Source organism: Zoogloea sp. (assembly GCF_044344315.1).
Lineage (GTDB): Bacteria > Pseudomonadota > Gammaproteobacteria > Burkholderiales > Rhodocyclaceae > Zoogloea.
The window spans coordinates 1-19,237 of record NZ_JBIJDC010000005.1; the positions used below are offsets into that span (position 1 = coordinate 1).

General features: G+C 64.5%; 19 protein-coding genes and 1 pseudogene. 7 read left to right on the forward strand and 13 right to left on the reverse strand.

The annotated features are described in order from the left end of the window. Window positions 1-251, forward strand: a pseudogene (locus tag ACIQ09_RS01940) (LysR family transcriptional regulator); the annotation flags it as partial. A gap of 24 nt (window positions 252-275) precedes the next feature. Here the strand turns inward: ACIQ09_RS01940 and ACIQ09_RS01945 are convergent. Continuing rightward, entirely contained in the window at window positions 276-878 is a 603-nt protein-coding gene (locus tag ACIQ09_RS01945; protein WP_398305292.1) for a rhodanese-like domain-containing protein, read from the reverse strand. 47 nt (window positions 879-925) lie between these two features. Between ACIQ09_RS01945 and ACIQ09_RS01950 the strand changes: the two genes are divergently transcribed. Next, window positions 926-1,225 (forward strand): cytochrome c, encoded by a 300-nt coding sequence (locus ACIQ09_RS01950; RefSeq protein WP_398305295.1) that lies wholly within the window; start codon window positions 926-928, stop codon window positions 1,223-1,225. 15 nt (window positions 1,226-1,240) lie between these two features. On the opposite strand, the gene ACIQ09_RS01955 is transcribed toward ACIQ09_RS01950, so the two are convergent. The 9 genes from ACIQ09_RS01955 to soxC all read right to left on the reverse strand — a co-directional run bounded on the left by ACIQ09_RS01955 (window position 1,241) and on the right by soxC (window position 9,293). Beyond that, on the reverse strand, window positions 1,241-1,696 hold the full coding sequence (locus tag ACIQ09_RS01955) for a thioredoxin fold domain-containing protein (RefSeq protein ID WP_398305298.1): 456 nt from the start codon (window positions 1,694-1,696) through the stop codon (window positions 1,241-1,243). A gap of 4 nt (window positions 1,697-1,700) precedes the next feature. Beyond that, window positions 1,701-2,678 (reverse strand): MBL fold metallo-hydrolase, encoded by a 978-nt coding sequence (locus ACIQ09_RS01960; protein ID WP_398305301.1) that lies wholly within the window; start codon window positions 2,676-2,678, stop codon window positions 1,701-1,703. An 11-nt stretch (window positions 2,679-2,689) separates the two neighbouring features. Beyond that, on the reverse strand, window positions 2,690-4,414 hold the full coding sequence (gene soxB / locus ACIQ09_RS01965; RefSeq protein WP_398305304.1) for a thiosulfohydrolase SoxB: 1,725 nt from the start codon (window positions 4,412-4,414) through the stop codon (window positions 2,690-2,692). 16 nt (window positions 4,415-4,430) lie between these two features. Beyond that, window positions 4,431-5,087, reverse strand: coding sequence for a sulfur oxidation c-type cytochrome SoxX (soxX, locus tag ACIQ09_RS01970; protein ID WP_398305307.1), 657 nt, complete (start codon window positions 5,085-5,087; stop codon window positions 4,431-4,433). A gap of 12 nt (window positions 5,088-5,099) precedes the next feature. Beyond that, window positions 5,100-5,906, reverse strand: a complete 807-nt coding sequence (gene soxA / locus ACIQ09_RS01975; protein WP_398305310.1) for a sulfur oxidation c-type cytochrome SoxA — start codon at window positions 5,904-5,906, stop codon at window positions 5,100-5,102. A 127-nt stretch (window positions 5,907-6,033) separates the two neighbouring features. After that, the gene (soxZ, locus tag ACIQ09_RS01980; protein WP_398305313.1) at window positions 6,034-6,345 is read right to left on the reverse strand and encodes a thiosulfate oxidation carrier complex protein SoxZ; all 312 of its coding nucleotides are present in this window, start codon (window positions 6,343-6,345) and stop codon (window positions 6,034-6,036) included. A gap of 37 nt (window positions 6,346-6,382) precedes the next feature. Then, entirely contained in the window at window positions 6,383-6,850 is a 468-nt protein-coding gene (gene soxY, locus ACIQ09_RS01985; protein WP_398305316.1) for a thiosulfate oxidation carrier protein SoxY, read from the reverse strand. Window positions 6,851-6,877: 27 nt separating this feature from the next. Next, complete coding sequence (locus ACIQ09_RS01990; protein WP_398305319.1) at window positions 6,878-7,963, reverse strand: c-type cytochrome; 1,086 nt, start codon at window positions 7,961-7,963, stop codon at window positions 6,878-6,880. Further along, window positions 7,947-9,293, reverse strand: a complete 1,347-nt coding sequence (soxC, locus tag ACIQ09_RS01995) for a sulfite dehydrogenase (protein ID WP_398305322.1) — start codon at window positions 9,291-9,293, stop codon at window positions 7,947-7,949. Before soxC ends, ACIQ09_RS01990 begins: the two co-directional genes overlap by 17 nt. Before the next feature lie 272 nt (window positions 9,294-9,565). On the opposite strand from soxC, the gene ACIQ09_RS02000 reads away from it, so the two are divergent. Both ACIQ09_RS02000 and ACIQ09_RS02005 read left to right on the forward strand, forming a co-directional pair. After that, a complete protein-coding gene (locus ACIQ09_RS02000) occupies window positions 9,566-9,880 on the forward strand; it encodes a cytochrome C (protein ID WP_296404904.1) in 315 nt (104 codons plus the stop codon). A gap of 11 nt (window positions 9,881-9,891) precedes the next feature. Beyond that, complete coding sequence (locus ACIQ09_RS02005; protein ID WP_398305327.1) at window positions 9,892-11,169, forward strand: FCSD flavin-binding domain-containing protein; 1,278 nt, start codon at window positions 9,892-9,894, stop codon at window positions 11,167-11,169. A 70-nt stretch (window positions 11,170-11,239) separates the two neighbouring features. Here ACIQ09_RS02005 and ACIQ09_RS02010 read toward each other — a convergent pair whose 3' ends face one another. The 3 genes from ACIQ09_RS02010 to rlmM form a co-directional block, all read right to left on the reverse strand. Then, the gene (locus ACIQ09_RS02010) at window positions 11,240-11,842 is read right to left on the reverse strand and encodes a c-type cytochrome (RefSeq protein ID WP_398305330.1); all 603 of its coding nucleotides are present in this window, start codon (window positions 11,840-11,842) and stop codon (window positions 11,240-11,242) included. Window positions 11,843-11,944: 102 nt separating this feature from the next. Next, on the reverse strand, window positions 11,945-13,438 hold the full coding sequence (locus ACIQ09_RS02015) for a DEAD/DEAH box helicase (RefSeq protein WP_398305333.1): 1,494 nt from the start codon (window positions 13,436-13,438) through the stop codon (window positions 11,945-11,947). Between the two features lie 80 nt (window positions 13,439-13,518). Continuing rightward, the gene (rlmM, locus tag ACIQ09_RS02020) at window positions 13,519-14,607 is read right to left on the reverse strand and encodes a 23S rRNA (cytidine(2498)-2'-O)-methyltransferase RlmM (protein ID WP_398305336.1); all 1,089 of its coding nucleotides are present in this window, start codon (window positions 14,605-14,607) and stop codon (window positions 13,519-13,521) included. Between the two features lie 184 nt (window positions 14,608-14,791). Here rlmM and ACIQ09_RS02025 point away from each other — a divergent pair, with 184 nt between their 5' ends. The 3 genes from ACIQ09_RS02025 to ACIQ09_RS02035 are packed head-to-tail and all read left to right on the forward strand — an operon-like array spanning window position 14,792 to window position 19,227. Beyond that, window positions 14,792-15,829 (forward strand): aldo/keto reductase, encoded by a 1,038-nt coding sequence (locus ACIQ09_RS02025; RefSeq protein ID WP_398305339.1) that lies wholly within the window; start codon window positions 14,792-14,794, stop codon window positions 15,827-15,829. Between the two features lie 57 nt (window positions 15,830-15,886). Next, a complete protein-coding gene (locus ACIQ09_RS02030) occupies window positions 15,887-17,422 on the forward strand; it encodes an HD-GYP domain-containing protein (RefSeq protein ID WP_398305342.1) in 1,536 nt (511 codons plus the stop codon). Continuing rightward, window positions 17,419-19,227 (forward strand): EAL domain-containing protein, encoded by a 1,809-nt coding sequence (locus ACIQ09_RS02035; protein WP_398305345.1) that lies wholly within the window; start codon window positions 17,419-17,421, stop codon window positions 19,225-19,227. Before ACIQ09_RS02030 ends, ACIQ09_RS02035 begins: the two co-directional genes overlap by 4 nt. Window positions 19,228-19,237: the final 10 nt, after the last annotated feature.

Genomic DNA, 19,237 nt, shown 5'->3' on the forward strand with positions numbered 1-19,237 from the left:
AGGAGATCCTGCCGGCCTGGAAGCCACGTCCCTTGCCCATGTCGGTGCTGTATCCCCATAACCGTCACCTTTCCCCCAAGGTGCGGGCCTTTGCCGACTGGGTGGCCGAGCTCTTCAGCGAATGCCCTCTGCTCAACGGCAGCGACGGGGTTGGTTTCACGGCCGGCGAGTGCCGCTATCCCGAGCGCACTTCCAGCTACACCGTGCGGGAGATGCTGGAGCAGGAGAACCGGAGCGCCGGGCTCGGCTAGGCGAGGCCGAACCGGGAGAGGGGCTCAGCGGGGGAAGTACATCTTCGCCTTCACCAGCTTGTAGGTCCATGGCAGGCCGGCGTTCTTCCAGCCGTTCACAATGCGTTGGCCGGCTTTCGGACCTTCCTTGGTCGAGTCGCCCTCGAAGCCTTCGGCAATGCTGTAGACGCGGGTGAAGCCGGCGTTGGCGAGCAGGTCGGCGGCCCGCGCGCTGCGGTCGCCGGATCGGCAGATGAGGATGACCCGGTCGGTCTTGGTGAGGCCCTTTTCCTTGAGGCGGATCTCGGCTTCCTGGATGAAGTCGCTGTTGGGCTCGAGCTGGTACATGTGGCGGCGCTCGTCCCAGTCGGTCATCAGCTCCTGGTGTTCCACGTAGGGCACCAGGGCGTCGGCGGCATTGGGCATGCCCACGTACATGGCTTCGGCACGGGTGCGCACGTCGAGGAAGAGGGTTTGGGCCGAGGCCTCGCCGACAATCTTGTAAGCCTCCTGAGGCGTCAAGTAAAGCTGCAGACGGGAGCGTTTGTAATCGGGCAGGGTGCTGGCGTCCACGCCTTCGGCCAGGGCCGGGAGCGACAGGGAGAGACTGCTCAATGCCAGCAGTGCAGCGATCGCAAAATGTCTCATACTTCCTCCAGATGATTTGTTTGTGCCAACCCCTGTCGAGGCTGATCATGCGTTCAAGAACGTTTTTCCTGCTGGCCGGTGTGCTCCTTGCCGGTCTGGCCCGGGCCGGCGATCCGGCGACTGGCGAGAAGATGGTGACGGAGCATGCCTGTGCCACCTGCCATCAGCGCTTGGTGGGCGGGGATGGCTCGGCCCTGTACACCCGCAGTGATCGCAAGGTGACCAGCAAGGCCAAGCTGGCTGCCCAGGTCGGCTTCTGCAGCAATCAGTTGAAGACCGGCTGGTTTCCTGAGGACGAGGAGCATGTGGTGGCGTGGCTGAATCACCGCTACTACCACTTCAAATGACACGAAGGGCAACGCTCATTGGGCCAGCCCCTGCGTGACCCGGTTTTCGAGGTAGCCGCCATACAGCCCCACGCTGTCGCCGCCCAGCAGGGCGTCGGCCCGGGGCTGGCCTTGAGCGTCCAGGAAGAGCACCGTGGGGGCGAACTTCACCTTGTAGCGACGGGCGATGTCGGCGTGGCTGATCCTGTCCCCATTGAAATCCTTCAGCAGGCGCGGGCTGCCGATGCTCACCTCGCGGATGCGCACCCGCCCCCGAAAGCGCGGGTCATCAAGGAGGGCAGGGAGATAGGCGTCCCTCACCGCGACGCAATAGGGGCAGTCGGGTAGGCTGAACAGGACCACGTAGAGCAGATCCCGCCGGTTGCCGCCGACCTCCTGCAGGCTGGATTCGAGGGTGCCGCGGGCATGCACACCGACGCCCCCCACCAGCAGCAGGCAGGCCAGCAGGGCCAGGCGCGCGAGCAGCTTCATGGACTTATCGGGCGAGGGACTCGCGCTCCAGGGTCAGGTAGCTGCCGTAGGCGTTGATGCGGTTGGCGGCCTCGAAGGCGGGCACCTTGCTGAAGCGGCTCCAGTCGGTGCGGGCGTAGGCCTCCTCAAAGGGCACCATCTCTTCCACCGCTTTACCCATCTGTTCGCGCAGGTAGAGCAGGTAATCGCGGGTCAGCTTGAGGTCGGCAGCGGCGTTGGTGGAGTGATTGCCGTGCCCCGTGACCAGCACCTTGGGTTTGAGCCCCACCAGGGTGTCGATGGCGGCCAGCCAGCGTTTGCTGTCGGCGTTCCCGACGAAGGGTATGCGGCCAGCAAACAGGATGTCGCCGCAGAACACCACACCGTCTTCTTCCACGGTCACCACCAGGTCTTCCGGGGCGTGGGCGGGGCCGAGGATGGTGATGCGAAAGTGCAGACCACCCTCTTCAAAGCGGGTGTCACCCGTGAGCCAGCGGTCGGCCTGTATCAGACGGGTGTTCTCGTCTACCCAGGGAAACAGGTCTTTCTGGCGCTGGGCCAGGCGGGCGGCAGCTTCGCCACTGCCGAAGTATTCCTTGCCACCTTCGTGGGCCCACACCTCGGCGCCGGCTGCCTTGAAGGCTGCGAGGCCGTAGAAATGGTCGGCGTGGTAGTGGGTCAGAATGACCCGCTTCACCGGCTTGCTGCTGACCTGGCGGATGGCGGCCAGCAGTGCGTCGCCCAGGGGCGGGGTGCCGAGGGCGTCGATGACGATTACGCTGTCCCGGGTGACGACGAAGCCGGCATTGCTGTTGAAGCCCTTGTTGGCCGCTGAAGCCATACCGGCGTCGCCCAGCACATACCAGGCGTGTTCGGAGACGCGGACCGGTCTGAGCGTTTCGGCGGCAGCCTGCCCGCCCGGCAACAGGCTGGCCAGGATCACAAGGGTGAGGGCGACGATGGCATGTAGCCGGGAAGGGAGGGGGAGTCTGCTGCAGGCCATCGTCGTTCTCCTCAAACCATGCCGGGGTTGCCTGCCATGCCCTTCAGGGTCGGCAGATTGAGCGGACGGGCGCGGACTACCTTCTGCCCCTTGAGATAGCGGGCCACCAGATCCCACACGGCTTCGCCGCCGGCCTTGGCGGCGTCTTCCGAGACTGGCGCCCAGCCGGCGACCTTGTAGGTCTTGCCGGCCTCCAGCAGCTTGCCGCCCAGGCGCATGTCGGAGATGCGGCCGCCCATGCGGCCCATCGGGTCGCAGGTGTACTCAAGCCCGCCGACCCGCACCATGTCGCCGCCCTGCTGGTAGTAGGGGTCGGGGTTGAACAGGTTGTCGCAGACGTCTTCGAGCACGGTCTTGATCTGCTCGCCGGTCATCATGGTCACCGTGGTCCATGGGTAAGTGATGGCGGTCTGGTCGAGCAGATGCTCCATGCGGATGGTGTCGCCGGGCAGCAGGCTGGTGCCCCAGCGGAAGCCGGGGGAGAAGGCGATCTCGGCGTTCTTTTCGGCCAGCAGGGCGTCGAGGATGAGCTGGTCCCAGGAGCCGTTGAAGTTGCCGCGGCGGTACAGCAGCCCTTCGCTGACAGCAAGCTTCTCGGCCAGCTTGCCCTCGTAGGGGGCGCGCATCTTCTTGATCAGCGCGTCCATGGCCGGGTCGGCGGGGATCAGGTTGGCGAACACCGGCAGCAGCTTGTAGCGGAAGTCGGTGACCTTGCCACCCTTCACCTCCAGGTCGAGCACGCCCAGGTATTTGCCGTTGGAGCCGGCATTGGTGACCAGGGTCTGGCCACCGGCGTTCTTCACGATCACCGGGGCGGGTACGCCGTCGTGGGTGTGCCCGCCCAGGATGGCGTCCACACCGCGCACCCGGCTGGCCATCTTCAGGTCCACGTCCATGCCGTTGTGGGACAGCACCACCACCGCCTGGGCGCCGGCGGCGCGGGCTTCGTCCACCACCTTCTGCAGGTTGTCGTCCTGGATGCCGTAGCTCCAGTTGGGCACCTGCCAGCGGGGGTTGGCAATGGGGGTGTAGGGGAAGGCCTGGCCGATGATGGCCACGGCCACGCCGTTGATGTTGCGGATCACGTAGGGCTTGAACACCGGGTCGCCGAAGTCGGCGGTCTTGATGTTCTGGGCGACGATGTCAACGGTGCCCTTGAAGTCCTTCTCCTCGATCTCCTTGACCCGGGCCTCGCCATAGGTGGCTTCCCAGTGCAGGGTCATGACGTCCACGGTGAGGGCCTTGCAGGCATCCACCATGTCCTGGGCGTTGGTCCACAGGGCCAGGCCGGAGCCCTGCCAGGTGTCGCCGCCGTCAAGAAGCAGGGCTCCCGGGCGGCTGGCCTTGAGTTGCTTGACCAGGGTGGCCAGGTGGGCGAAGCCGCCGACCTTGCCGTAGGTCTTGGCAGCCTTGACGAAATCCAGGTAGGTGAAGGCGTGGGCCTCCGGCGTACCCGGGCGGATACCGAAGTGGCGCAGCAGCTTGTCGCCCACCAGGTGCGGCACCTGGCCGGCCATGGGGCCGATGCCCAGATTCACGTCCGGCTCGCGGAAGTGGATGGGCAGCAGCTGGGCGTGACAGTCGGTCATGTGAAGCAGGCTGACGTTGCCAAAGCGGGGCAGGTCATACATCCGGGTGGCGGCCTTGGCCGCCTCGGAGGGGTTGCTGTGCAGGCTGAGGCCGCCGGCCGCGGCGACGGCCAGCACCTGGAGGAAATCCCGGCGATTCATGGACATGCGGTGGGCTCCATTGTCAGTCTTTGTTAACGGGCGATTCGGGATCGACCAGGAAGGCGACGATGTGGGTGATCTGCTCCGGTGTGAGCCAGCTGTGCAGCCCGAAACGGGGCATGTTGGTGCACGCGGTGAAGGCGTTGGAGTTGTAGATCTTGTCGTAGGTGTACTTGACGATGTCGTCGCTGGCGCCGCGCAGCTTGCCGAAGTGGTGCAGGGTGGGGCCGATCGTGCCGTAGGCCACTTCCTTCTTGGCCAGCTGGTGGCAGGCGTAGCAGTTGCCGCCACGGGGTGTCATCGGGGCGTCGGGCTGGATGAAGCCGATGTGTCCGCCGCGGCCGCTGGAGGCGAGCTTTTCGCCTTCCTTCCAGTCACCGATGAGCTTGCCATCCACGGGGTAACGGATCGTGGCCTTCTGAGCCAGTTCGATCTTCTGGCGCAGCTTGGCGGGCGGATTGTCCCGGTACTGGCTGCACACGCGCATGGCTTCGTCCTGATCGAGGCGGTCCATCCAGTACTTGGGGTTGTCGCCGCGGAAGGAGCTGCGGAAGATCTGTTCGGCCTGCTTTGCCACGTCGTTCTTTACGCTGACGGCGCCGGAAGGGGTGCGTTCCTGGGCATGGGCGGGCAGGCTGGCGAGCAGGGCAAGGGTGGCGGCGATGAGGGTCTTGTGCATGGTGGTGTCCTCTCAGCGCTTGATGCCAGGGGTCTGCATGACAGTGCCGCTGGCATTCTTCTGCAGATACACCTGCAGGGCGATCACCGAGTCGGACAGGTATTTGGGCTCGGGCCAGCGGGCCTGGCGCATGCAGTCAATGAGGCGTCGCTGCATGGTCCAGACTGCACCCTGGGACACCCGGTAGGAGGGCCAGGTGGACATGGCCACGCCAGCACCTGCCTGGGTGGTGAGGTTGCCCAGATCCTGCAAGCGGATGCGCTTGTCGTCCTGGCCGTGGCAGATGGCGCAGGAGAAATCCTGCGGGCCGCTGCGGCGGTAGAAGATGTACTCGCCCACCTTGGCCATCCGGGCTTCCTCGGGGTGGCGGGCCGGTACATCGATCTTCATGCCGTTGGATTTTGCGCCGATATAGGTGACCAGCGCCTCGATCTCGGATTCCTTGCCCGGGCGGGAGAACCACTGCCGGGTGATGTCTTCTTCCTTAAGCCCTTGCAGGCTGACCATGCAGTGGACGAGGCGGGACTCCACGTCCATCACCTTCCGGGTGTCGGGGAAATAGCGCGGCAGTTGGGCGTAGGCGCCGTCGAGTTTGCCGGGGCCGAGGCCCATGTCACATTGCTCGAGGCTGACGTTCTTCGGGCCGCGGGCCTTTTTCCACAGGGCTTCGCCCTTGAGTTCGAACAGCTCGGCCGGGTTGCCGTCGGCCAGCATCTCCCGGTATTTGGCGATTTCGTCCATGGTCGACCCCTGGGCCGTGGCTGTGCCGGCCAGGCCGAGGGCTGCCGTGACAAGGACCGCACGCAGTCTTGTACTCATCGTTCTTCCTCCTTCTTGGGGGTGCCCCTGCCGCTTCGGAGCGGTCTGGTGGTCGGGCGCAGTGTGCGTGGAGCCAAGGTGCTCCGCAGGCCCGGTGTGGCCCGGGCTGCGGGAGCAGGGCTGCAGATCAGTTGATCTGGACTTCGTCGGTGCGCTTCTCGCCCTTGTTGTCCATCCAGCTCACGGCCAGCTTGTCGCCCTTGGCGCCGCCCTTGAACTTGAAGGCCAGGTAGGGGTTCTTGGACACGGCGGTGCCGAACTGGGCTGCCAGCACCTGTTTGCCGTTGTGTTCGGCCGACAGCTCGGTGATGAAATGGGCCGGGACCAGGTTGCCGGACGAATCCTTGCGCTGGCCGGTTTCCATCTCGTGGCTCATCAGCACCTTCACTTCGGTGATGCCGTCCTTCGCGCTGGCGCGAATCTTCATGGGATCTGCCATTTTCTATTCCTTTTCCGAATCGGGTTCTTGCCGAGGCTCAGCCGCCGCAGCCGCCGAGGGTGACCTTGATTTCCTTCTTGGTCATGATGAACTTGCCGCCGACCTTGACGACGGCGATGACGTCGGAGGTCTGGCCCATCTTGACCCGGGTCTGCACCGAGGCTTCCGTGCCGGCCGGCAGGGTGAAGCTGGCCGCCAGCGGGTTGGGGTTCTTCTCGATGAGGAGGGCGATGACCTCGACGCCGGCCAGGGCCGACACCACCCCCACCGGCACCACGGCGCCGTTCTCGGCGATGTCCGGGGCGGTGATCTGGATGTCGGTGGAATTTTGGGCGCCGGTGGCACCCAGCGCCTTGAGGGTTTCCTCGATGGTCTTGGCGTCGAAGGCCGATTTGTTCCATTCGGCGCGGGCCTGGCTCGGGGTGATCAGGCCGGCGGCGGCCAGCAGGCCGAACAGGCCCAGCCCGCCACCCGCCTTGAGTGCTTCACGGCGTTGCATGTTCATGTGTCTCTCTCCTTGGTTGATCGGCATTTACTGGGCCTTGGCGCCCGACAGAATCCATTTGACGAGGCTGCGGATGTCCCCATCCTTGAGGTGGCCCTGGGGGGGCATGGGGACTGCACCCCACACGCCCTGACCGCCGGCCTTGACCTTGGCGACGAGCTTCGCCTCGGCATCGGCCTGCCCCTTGTACTTGGCCGCGACCTCGTTGTAGCCGGGGCCGACGATCTTGTTGGCCACGCCATGACAGGCCATGCAGCCGCTGTCGTTGGCGAGCTTGGCTGCTGCGGCGTTCTCACTCAGGGGGGCGGGGGCTGCAGCGACTGCGGCTGCCTTGCCACTGGTGTCCTTGCCCCGCACCGGACCCACCGCACGGTTCTGTTCGGCCAGGTTGCCGTGGGCGGTTTCGGCATAGACCGGTAGCAAGGAGGCGACCTTCACCTCGGTCTTGCAATTGCTCATGCAGGCGGTGTTCTTCACGTCGGGTTTGCCGCCGTTGCCGATGCCACCCTTTGATGCCGGGGCGCCCGGCCACATGCCGTGGTCGGTGCTCATGCCATTGCGGTTGGGCATGCGTGCCTGGGCCTCGGCGATGTTCTTGTCGCTTAGCACGAAGTCGGCGGGCACGATTTCCGCCAGGTTGAGCAGATAGGCCACCAGCCCGTATACCTCGTCGTTGGTCAGGGACTTGGGCGAGGTGAGGGGCATGGCCCGGTTGATGTAGTCGAACAGGGTGGATACCGTGGCGACCTTCATGATGGCGCTGCGCTGGGGGGCGTCGCCCTTGACCAAGGACAGTACGTGGCCTGTCTTGATGTCGTCCTTGGTGGTGCCGCCGATCAGCGGGGTGTGCACCTCGTTGGACTCGCCGAAGCTGCCATGGCAGGACGCACATTTGGCTTCCCACACTTCCTGGCCCTGGTCCACGCTGCCGCTGCCCGGGCGCAGGCCCTTGAAGTCGGGGCGCACGTCGATATCCCAGGCGTGGATCTCGGCCCGGGTGGCCGGACGCCCGACACCACTGTACTTTCCGTCGGCCAGGGCAGTACTACCTGCGAGGGTGGCGAAGGCCAGCACCAGGGCACCGCTCAGAGAGGCCTTAGAGAACCTGGACATTGCTCACCTCCCCGCCTTCGGTCACCTTCCACGACTGGATGGCGTTGTTGTGATAGATCGATTTGCTGCCGCGCACCGCCCGTAGCTGGCCGTAGCCGGGTTGCACGTAGCCGGTTTCGTCCATGGCCCGGGACTGGAGGATGGCGGGCTTGCCGTCCCACACCCAGTCGATGTTGAAGCGGGTCAGGCACTTGGAATTGATCGGGCCTTCAATGCGGGCCGGGCGCCAGTTGATGCCGCCATCGGTGGAGACATCCACGCGTTTGATCTTGCCGCGCCCGGACCAGGCTAGCCCGGAGATGTTGTAGAAGCCTTTGTCGAGGAGGATCTGGCCACCCGACGGGGTGGTGATCACCGACTTGCACTCCTGCACCGAGGTGTATTGACGGTGCTGGCCGTCGGGCATGAGGTCGATGTAGTGGATGGCCTCGTCTTTGGTGGCCCAGGGCTTGTCGCCCACCTCGATGCGGCGCAGCCACTTGACCCAGCTGACACCCTGGACGCCGGGTACGACGAGGCGCAGGGGGTAGCCGTTTTCGGGGCGCAGCATTTCGCCGTTCTGGCCGTAGGCGACGAGGACTTCGTCGGACTGGACCAGTTCGATGGGGATGGTGCGGGTCATGGACGAGCCGTCGGCGCCTTCGGCAAGGACGTACTTCGCCTTCTTCCAGTCGATACCGCAGTCTTCGAGGATCAGCCGCAGGGGAACGCCGGTGAACTCGGAGCAGGACCGCATGCCGTGGCTGTACTGCACGGTCGGCACGGCCACGTTGCCCCACTCCATGCCGGTGTTGGCGCCGCACTCGATGAAGTGCATGCGTGACACCGGGGGCAGGCGCAGGATGTCGTCGACGGTATAGACCTTGGGTTGCCGTACAAAGCCGTCTTCGGTGCCATGCACCATCAGGCGGTGCTTGGAAGGATCGATGTCTACCCAGCCCTGGTGATGGCGCTCGAAATGCAGGCCGGACGGGGTGATGATGCCGAACAGCCCTTGCAGCGGCGCGAAGGACACGGATACCTGTGGCATCCGGGTCAACCCCGGGGACTCCCGGCGCTGCAGGCCCTTCTCGTATTGGGAGGGCAGGCCATAGGGGCGCGCCGCGACCGGCTGGCCGAGGCTGGTGGTCCAGGCGGGCAGGGTGAGGATGTTGGGATCCCCCTCGGCCGCCCGGGCCGTGGCGCCACCGGCAAGGGTGGCGGAGGCGGTGAGCAGGGCGTTGCGCAGAAAGTCGCGTCGGCCTTCCTTGACCGCGATGATGTCCGTCTCGGTCAGGAAGTTCTCGGGCGCGGGACGTACCCGGCCCCTCTGGGTTGGCTGGTCGGCCATAAATTGTCTCTCCCTCAGTCTCCAGATGTTGGAATCACGGGAGGAATCGTCTGTGCGTGCCGTCGACCGGTCTCGCCCCCCTTGATCTAAAACAATTTATAACCATACACTAATATCGTCAATTGCTAATATTGTTGCATTGCAATACGACATGAACGAAATAGGCCGCGTTTCGATGGCCATGGCGGCTTGCTGCGGCAGGTTGTTGCGGAGAACAATACGCAAGACACACTGATCGCTTACCGCTTCGGCGGAATCAAGGAGGAGAGACAATGAAGCTGCTTCGATGGACTTTGGCCGTGGGGCTGATCGGTGCGATGGGCGCCGTGCACGCCGAGGAAAAAGCCGACCCCAACCTGGCCCGCAATCTGGCCGCCACCTGCGCCAACTGCCATGGCACCGACGGCAAGGCAGTGGCCGGCTCCGGAGCGGAGGCCCTGGCGGGTACCGACAAGGCCAAGCTCATGCAGAAACTGATGGATTTCCGCTCGGGCGCCAAGCCCGCGACGATCATGCACCAGATTTCCAAGGGCTATACCGAGGCACAACTCGAGCTGGTGGCGGCTTACTTCGCCGCACGCAAGTGAAGGGGCGCAGCATGTGGAATCGACGTGAGTTTCTGAAGGGCGCCGCATTGGCCGGTGGCGTGGTGGCCTTGCCGGGGCTGTCCGGCTGTGCGATGGGATCCAAGGCCCGTGGCCATGTGGTCGTGGTGGGGGGCGGCTTTGGCGGCGCCACCGTTGCCAAATACCTGCGCATGTGGAGCCAGATGGGGGTGGATGTGACCCTCGTCGAGCGCAGTCCCCAGTTCATCTCCTGCCCCATTTCCAATCTGGTGATCGGCGGCGACAAGCAGATGGCCGATATCACGATGAGCTATGACGGACTGCGCAACACCTGGGGCGTGAAGGTGCTGCAGGACACCGTGACGGCGGTGGATGCCGGTGCCCGCAAGGTCACCCTGGCGTCTGGGGGCGTGCTTTCCTACGACCGGCTCGTACTCTCTCCGGGTATCGAGTTCATGTATGACCAGGTGCCGGGGCTGGAGACCGAGGCTGCCCGCGACACCGTGTTGCACGCCTGGAAAGCGGGTGCCCAGACCGTGGCCCTGCGCAAGCAGCTGGAGGACATGAAGGATGGTGGGGTCTATGCCCTGAGCATTCCCAAGGCGCCCTACCGTTGCCCGCCAGGGCCCTATGAGCGGGCCTGCCTGGTGGCCAACTACCTGCAGAAGACCAAGCCGAAGTCCAAGGTGCTGGTGCTGGATGCCAACGAGGAGATCACCTCGAAGAAGGGGCTGTTCACCAAGGCTTTCGAGAAGTACAAGGGGATTCTCGAATATCGCCCCAGCAGTGAGCTTCGCGAGGTGGACGCGGCCAGCCGGACGGCCGTGCTGGAGTTCGACAAGGTCAAGGCGGATGTGCTCAACGTGGTGCCGCCCCAGCGTGCCGGTGACATTGCCGCGAAGTCGGGGATCAAGCTGATCAACAACCGCTGGGTGGATATCGACTGGCTGAGTTTCGAGTCGGTGAATACCCCGGGCGTGCACGTGATCGGCGACGCCATCTTCCCGGCACCCACCATGCCCAAGTCGGGTCACATGGCCAACCAGCACGCCAAGGTGACAGCAGCAGCCATCATCAATCTGCTGGCGGGCGAGGCGCCCAGTTCGACGCCTCTGGTGATGAACACCTGCTACAGCTTCGTGGATTCGAAGAACGTGATCCACGTGGCATCAGTTCATCAGTACGATGCGGCGAAGAAGACGGTGATGCCGGTGGCGGGGGCGGGTGGTGTGTCTGCGGCCGCCAATGAGCTGGAGGGCAAGTACGCGCTGTCCTGGGCCCGCAATATCTGGGCCGACATGCTGGTCTGACTGGAGATCGTCACGTAAAGACAAAACGGGCCACCTCGCGGGTGGCTCGTTTTCGTTGACGCAGTAGCGTTCAGTCCAGGGTTGAGATGTAGCTTGAGACTGCCTTGACCTCCAGCTCTGTGAGCTTGGAGGCGATGGAGTGCATCACAGCGTTGTCGTTGTTGCGCTCGCGGGTGTTGAACTGTTTTAGCTGGTTTTCGAGGTAAAGGGGTTGCTGACCCGCCAGGCGAGGCAGTTGCGGCGTGCCGTAACCCTTGGGGCCGTGGCAGGACGTGCACGAGGCAACGCCCGAGTACTGGTTGCCTTGGGTGAAGATGTAGCGCCCCACCGCTGCCAGATCGGCATCGGCACGGCTGCTGTGATTGGGCTTTTTTTGTTCGAAGAAGGCGCCGAGCGCTTTCATCTCTTCGGGGCTCAGGTCGCCCACCATGCCGGACATGGTGTCGCTCTTGCGCTTGCCTGTCTTGAAATCAGACAGCTGCTTGGCGATGTACTCGGCATGTTGACCGGCCAGACGCGGATAGAGGGCCGAGGCGGCCTCGCCTTCCATGCCGTGGCACAGGAAGCAGCGCCCCCCGACGATTTCCTCTGCACGCTTCAGATCGGCCGCCTGAACGGCTGCAGGCAAGGCCATCAGCAAGGACAATCCTGCAGCAACAAATCTCCCCTTCATGCTTCTCTCCTCCTTGTTGTATGTCCGGAGAGAAGACTATCAGAATTCGTTAATACACTGAATTCGGTCGGGGCGCCCTGCATCGGGCCGGTTTAGAAACCTTCAGTGCTTGCGGCCCAGGCCGCCGAGCAGAAAGGCGATCGGACGCTGGTTCTTCTGGGGAAGTGCAGATTCGTCGGTGCTGCCTTCTCCGGCGATCGGGGCCACGCCGTCCTTCTGCTGGTAAGGCTTGCTGAAGTCGAAACCGTCGGCAGCGATGTGTGAGGGCTGGCGGCCGCGATGGGGGCTACGCTCCCGTTCGGAACGTTCCGGCCGCTCACTGCGTTCCGGCCGCTCGCTGCGCTTGCGGCGTTCGCCGCCCGGTGCCGCCGGGGCTGCCGTGCTGTCGGCGGGCCGTGACGCGGGGGCGCTGCGCCGGCGGCGGCTGCCGTCGGCATCGAAGAAATCGGGTTCGGGATCGTAGCCAGGGACGATCTCCTGCTTGATCTCGAGCTTGATGAGCTTCTGGATGTCGGCGAGGCGATGTCGCTCTTCCGAGCTGACCAGGGAGACCGCCTTGCCCGACTTGCCGGCACGGCCAGTGCGGCCGATACGGTGGACGTAGTCTTCGGCGGTGTGGGGCAGCTCGAAGTTGATCACCGAGGGTAGGTCTTCGATGTCCAGACCACGAGCGGCCACGTCGGTGGCCACCAACACGCGGACCTTGCCGGACTTGAAGTTCTCGAGCGTCTCGGTACGCGCCTGCTGGGTCTTGTCACCGTGGATGGCGTCGGCCGAGATGCCATGGCGCTCAAGGAAGTGGGCCAGGCGGCTGCAGGCGAACTTGGTGTCCACGAAGACCAGCACCTGGTTGGCCTCGTCCTCGTGACGCACGATGTGGGCCAGCAGGTTGCGCTTGAGGCCGCTGGAGACCGGGTGGACGATGTGGGTGATGGTCTCGCTGACCATGTTGCGGCGGGCTACTTCGATCAGTTGCGGGTTCTTCAGCATCTGGTCGGCGAGCTTCTTGATCTCGTCCGAGAATGTGGCCGAGAACAGCAGGCTCTGGCGGGCAGCAGGCAGCAGCGCGAGGATGCGGCGGATGTCAGGGATGAAGCCCATGTCCAGCATGCGGTCGGCTTCGTCGAGGATCAGGAATTCGACCTGACCGAGGGCGATGGTCTTCTGCTGGACGTGGTCGAGCAGGCGGCCCGGTGTCGCGACGACGATCTCGATGCCGCGACGCAGTTCCTGGATCTGCGGGTTCATGTCGACCCCGCCATAGATGCAGGTGCTGCGCAGGGGCAGGTGCTTCGAGTACATCTTGACGGACTCATACACCTGCATGGCCAGCTCGCGTGTCGGCGCAAGGATCAGTGCGCGTACGGGGTGGCGGGCGGGGCTGGTCGAACTGCTGGCATGGCGTGCCAGGCGGTTGAGCAGCGGCAGGGTGAAGCCGGCGGTCTTGCCCGTGCCCGTCTGGGCGCCGCCCATCACGTCATGCCCGGCGAGAACGACGGGAATGGCCTGACGCTGGATGGGCGTAGGTTCGGTGTAGCCGGCTTCAGTGACGGCCTGCAGGATTTCAGGAATGAGTCCGAGTTCGGAGAACGACATGGATGTGATCACAATCTGGGTGCGGCAGATTTAGTGCACTGCACCATTTGAATAGTCCGACATTATACATCGGGGCGCTGTTAGCGCCGCGTGAGATAGCATGTGACCTCTTCCCGGTCATGGTAAAGGTGCTTGATTCTCAAAATGTATTTGATGTTGCCGGCGCGCATGCGCTGGTCGATCAGCGCCCGGCAGCGCTCGATCTCGTCGTAGCGGCGTTTCATGGGCAGCTTGAGGTTGAAGATGCTGCGCCGGCAGCGCCCGCCGGCGACCCATTCGGCCATCAGCGGGGCGATGCGGGAGGGCTGTTCCACCATGTCGCACACCATCCACTCCACCGGCTTGCGGGGCTTCCAGGTGAAGCCGTCCACCCGCAGGTGCTCCAGCAGGCCCGTTGCGACTACTGAGGGGGCCATGGGGCCATTGTCGATGGCGGTGACGCGCAGCCCGCGGCTCACCAGCTGCCATGTCCAGCCGCCGGGCGAGGCGCCCAGATCCACGGCCTGCAGGCCGGGGCGGAGGGTGGCCTTCTGCTCGTCGGGCGTCAGCAGGCACATGATGGCTTCGGCGAGCTTCAGAGTCGAGCGGCTGGGGGCGTCCTTGGGCATGCGCAGACGCGGGATGCCCATGGGCCAAGCGGAGCCCTCGCTGGCCACGCTCAGGCCGAGGAGGGCGCGTTTCGAATCGGCCAGGAACACATGCAGGCGCGGCAGGTGAGGGGAGTCGCTGCGCAGCAGTCCGGCCTGGTTGAGGGCGTCCTCGAGCAGCGGGCCGAAACGGCGCAGGAAACCTGATTGCTGCTTGCCGTCGTTGGTGTCGGGTGTTTCGAGAAGGAGCGCGGAAAAACGCTCGCCGAGGGCGGTGATGGCGCTCATCAGCGGGCTCAGGCGGTCTTTCTCGGGCAGGTTGTCCAGGCTGCCCACGAGCTGGCAACCCTGGCGCGAGAAGATCAGTCTGGAGAGGTCAAAGCGGCGTCTCAGCTCGTCGTGGGGCGTGGGGGTGCTCAGTTGAAACAGGGTGAAACCGCTGCTGCCCCCATCGGCGATACTGCCTTCGAGGCGAGCTGTGCGGGCGGCGGCCTGGAGTTCGAGGCTGGCGTCGGGCTCGAACCCGGGGCGGCACTGGACGAGAATGCCGATGGCAAGGCAAGGAGTGGGGGCGGGCAGCATGGAGTAAGGGACTGAAGGCAGCGGTGGGTGTGTAGAATCTCGGCGAGGGGTCTGCTTGCCAGCGCTGACGCGTGGTGCGGCGCCTGCCTGCGGCGGGCATGATACCCGATCCCGGGCAAGCGTCTTTTGACAGTCGGGCCACTCGCCGCATAGCGGTTTTTTTCCATTGATCCGGAGAGTGTTCATGGAGTTTCGCAAGCTTGGCGCCAGCGATCTGCAGGTGTCTTCTGTTTGCCTGGGAACGATGACCTTCGGCCAGCAGAACTCGGAAGCCGAGGCCCACGCGCAGTTGGATATGGCGTTTGCGCGGGGGGTGAATTTCATTGACGCTGCCGAGATGTACCCCGTGCCGGCCCGGGCCGACACCTATGGGCGCACCGAATCCATCGTCGGCTCGTGGCTGCGCGGGCGCCCCCGGGACAGTGTGGTGCTGGCGACCAAGGTGGCGGGGCCCGGGCGCAACATGGCGTGGATCCGGGGTGGGCCGGCGTCCCTCGACAGGGCCAACATCCGCGCGGCCGTCGAGGCCAGCCTGGCCAGGCTGGGCACCGATTACATCGATCTCTACCAACTTCACTGGCCGGCCCGCAATCAGCCCATGTTCGGCCAGTGGCGCTTCGACCCGGAGGGCGAGCGGCCGGCGACCCCCATCGAGGAGCAGCTGGCGGCACTTGCCGAGCTGGTGGCGGAGGGCAAGATCCGTTACGTGGGCCTGTCCAACGAGCACCCCTGGGGCCTGATGTCCTTTCTGCGGCTTGCAGACTCCCTCGGGCTGCCCCGCGTGGTGTCAGTGCAGAATGCCTTCAATCTGATCAACCGGGTGTTCGAGCAGGGTATGGCGGAAGTGTGCTTTCGCGAGAAGGTCAGCCTGTTGCCCTATTCGGTGCTCGGTTTCGGGCACTTGAGCGGCAAATATCTCGACAACCCCGGGGCGCCGGGGCGGATTTCCCTGTTTCCGGCTTTCGGCCAGCGATATGACAAACCTGGGGTGCAGCCTGCCGTCGCGGCCTATGCAGAGCTGGCGCGTCGGCACGGGATGACGCCTGCCGAACTGGCGATCTCCTTTGTTGCCGCCCAGCCTTTCGTGGGCAGCGTGATCCTGGGTGCAACCACCCTGGCGCAGCTTGAAACCAATATTGATGCCTGCGCGCGCCGCCTGGATGCCGGGATCCTGCGGGAGATCGAGGCCGTTCATCTCCAGTTTCCCAGCCCGGCGCCGTAAATTCATATTGACTGCGGTAAAGCGTTGCGGAGCAGAAATGGTTGCACGGAGGATGTGTTGAAGGAAATCGTGGCGGCGCAGGATCTGCGTGCTGGCATGTTTGTGTCGGAACTTGATCGTCCGTGGTTGGAGTCGCCTTTCTTGATGCAGGGTTTCCTGATTGAAGACGAGGCGACATTGCTGCAGCTCCGGCAGGTGTGTCGCTTTGTTTACGTGGATCGTGCCCGGTCGGTGGGGGATGCCTGGCGGAGTGCACCTGAGGCACCTGCGGGAGGTGCTGCGGAGCGGCAGCCGGCGGCGTTGGGATCTTTCGTAATCAAGCCGGAGCAGCGACGTCAGCCACTCGACTTTTTCGCCCTGCTCAAGTCACTGCGAGGCCTGACAGCAGAGGTCGTCACGCCGCGGGAGGGTGATGAGGGTGACGCAGCGCCATGGTTCCGGCGCTATCCCCAGGCGGGTGATCCCCGCCGGCAAGTTGTAGGCGAGCGACTCCCCGAGCGTCGCGCCAGAAGCCCGTTGGCCGCGTCGCCGCTGGTGACCATCTACGATGAACGTCCTGGCCGTCCCTCGGGAAGGAGTGGGGGCTACGATGCCAGCGCCAAGGGCTCCGGGCCTGCCGGGATGAGTTTCGTAGAGCCAAGCACGTCACTGGATGAGGAGATCATCACCGCACTGCCCGTGGTGACCCGGGTGCAGGGCTTGCTGGCGGAGATCGCCAAGGATGTCCAGAGCAACCTGAGCCCGGATCTGGAGCGCCTCCGCGGTGTGGTTTCGGAGATGGTGCTGAGCATCGTCCGCAATCCGGACGCGCTGCTGTGGCTGCTGCGCCTGAAGAAGACCGACCAGTACAGCTACGACCATTCCCTGGACGTCGCTGCCCACGTGATGATCTTTGGCCGCGCCTTGGGGCTCGGCGAGGATTCGATCACCACTCTGGGGATGGCCGGGGTGCTTCAGGATATCGGAAAGCTGCGCCTGCCCCCGCGCCTGCTCCACAAGACCGGGCCCCTGTCGCCCCGCGAGTATGCGATCTTCAAAACCCACGTGGATTTTTCCCTGCATATCCTTGCGGCATGTCCCCATGCCACGCCCCAGATGATCGATATCATCGCGCGTCATCACGAGCGGTGCGACGGCAGTGGTTACCCGGCCGGGCTGAAGGGGGATGATCTTGGGCTGATGGCCGAGATTGCCGGCATCTGCGATGTTTACTGTGCCATGACCCGGGAGCGGTCCTATGGCGTCGCGGTGAGTTCTCAGGATGCATTGGATGTCGTTCGGGGGCTGCGGGGAAAGAGTTTCTCGGACAGTACGGTGGATCAGTTCGTCCAGTGCATCGGCCTGTACCCGGTGGGTACGCTGGTTGAGCTCAATTCGGGCGAGGTCGCGGTCGTTGTCTCCCAGAACCGGATCCGCCGCCTCAAGCCCCGGGTGATGATCCTGCTCGGACCTGACAAGAAGCCGAACGCCTATCCAAAGACCCTGGATCTCCTCTACGACCCAACCTGTGCCACCGGCGAACCCTATGAAATTGTCCGGGCGCTTCCGCCCGGTGCATTCGGGGTTGAGTCGTCGGCTTTCTATCTCGCATGAATACCCTTGCGCCGCATCTGGTGCGGCCCCCTAATTCGGCCATGGACGAGGACGCCCTCGCGCGTCTCCTGCTGCGCTATGGCGTCGGGCAGGGTGAGCAGGCGGCTGTGCGGGCCTTCGGGCGGATCATCCGCGCCGGCGAGCTGGAGGAGGCCCTCCTGTCGCGCTTCGATCTTGGTGAGGCCGCGGTGGGTGTTGAGCCCTCCCTGAGGGCTTTCTGCACTGAACTGGCACGGATCACCGAGTGGGACTTCACCCCCGCCTGGCCGGCCCGGTTGGTGGATCTGTGGTCAGAGTGCTATCTGGGCGGGGCTGTGGCGGAGTTTCCCTTCATCGCCATCGAGGCCCTGATGGCGTCGTGCCAGCTGCATCTGTTCAGCGATCGAGCCATGGTCCATCGCCTTGAGCTCGACATCCTGACAGCCCTCGTACGTCTGGGGTGGTGCCTGGGGGGCCTGCTGTCCGAGGTGTCCATCGATCATGAGCAAACCTTCCGGCTTAATGCCGAGGACGGCGATGCGGTCCTCGGCATTCCCAACCGGCGACGCTTTCTGACGCTGCTTGCCGATGGTCTGTCACGTGTTGCCGATGGGCAGGCGGTGGGGCTGCTGGTGCTGGACATCGAGTGGGGGCGCTCGGTGGATGTCCTGGCCATGGACGAGCGCGATCACCTGCGCCTGGCCCTCTCGGATGCCATGCGGGCGGTGCTGCGATCGAACGATATCCTGTGTGCCCTCGGCGACGATCAATGGGCTGTCATCCTGCCGGCGCTGCAGCACCCGGCCCAGGTGTCCCTGGCCGGAAGCAAGCTGGTTGACGCCTGCGAAGTCTTGCGCGGTAACAACTTCCCCGGGCAGCGGGGGCGCTTCCATGCGGGTGGCGCCTGGGCGCCGGAGCATGCTGCCGACCCGCTCGGTCTGGTGCATGCGGCGCGAGCGGCCCTGGTGGCGGCGAAGGCTTCCGGTCGGGCCTTTGACCTCTATTGTTCAGAAACGGCCGCCCGCAGCCATGGCGATGCGGGTTTCGAGTCGGAAGTGGCCCGGGCCCTGGAGGCACGCCAGTTTCAGTTACACCTCCAGCCCCAGGTCGAGTTGCCTTCGCGCCGGCTCGTCGGGGCCGAGGCTCTGCTGCGTTGGCGGCGGGAGGGGCGGGGGTTCGCATCGCCGCCCGACATCCTGCAGGTTCTTGAGCGTATCGGTCTGATGGCGGAGCTGTCGCGCTGGGTGATCCAGCAGGCCGCCCAGGTGCTGGCCACGCTGGCTGCGGCCGGGTGCGAGGTGGCGGTGTCCGTGAATCTCGTGGCCGAAGATCTGAAGGATCCGGAACTGCCTCTCTTTATCCGGCAAACCTGCGAAACCTGGCGGGTACAGGAATCCCGCATGTGTTTCGAGCTTACCGAGGGTGGTCTGGTATCTCGGGACGGGATGTCCGCGCGCAACCTGGAGGCCCTGCGTGTGGGCGGCGGCCGTCTGGCCCTGGATGATTTCGGGACAGGCTATTCGTCCATGGACTATCTGCGTCGCCTGCCAGTGGACGAACTCAAGCTCGACAAATCCTTTGTCGAACGCATCACTATCACCGATAACGATCGTGCGATCGTCGAACTGATGGTGCGTATTGCCCACACCTTTGGTCTTGAGGTGGTGGCCGAAGGGGTTGAGGACGCAGCCACCGAGGCGGTACTCAACGAGATGGGCTGTGACCGGGCTCAGGGCTACCTTTATGCGCCTGCCATGCCCATCGAGCAGTTCATTGCCTGGTGGAAGTCACGCCGTGATGCGCTGGTGGGCACCGAGACGCCCTGAGCCACGTTCT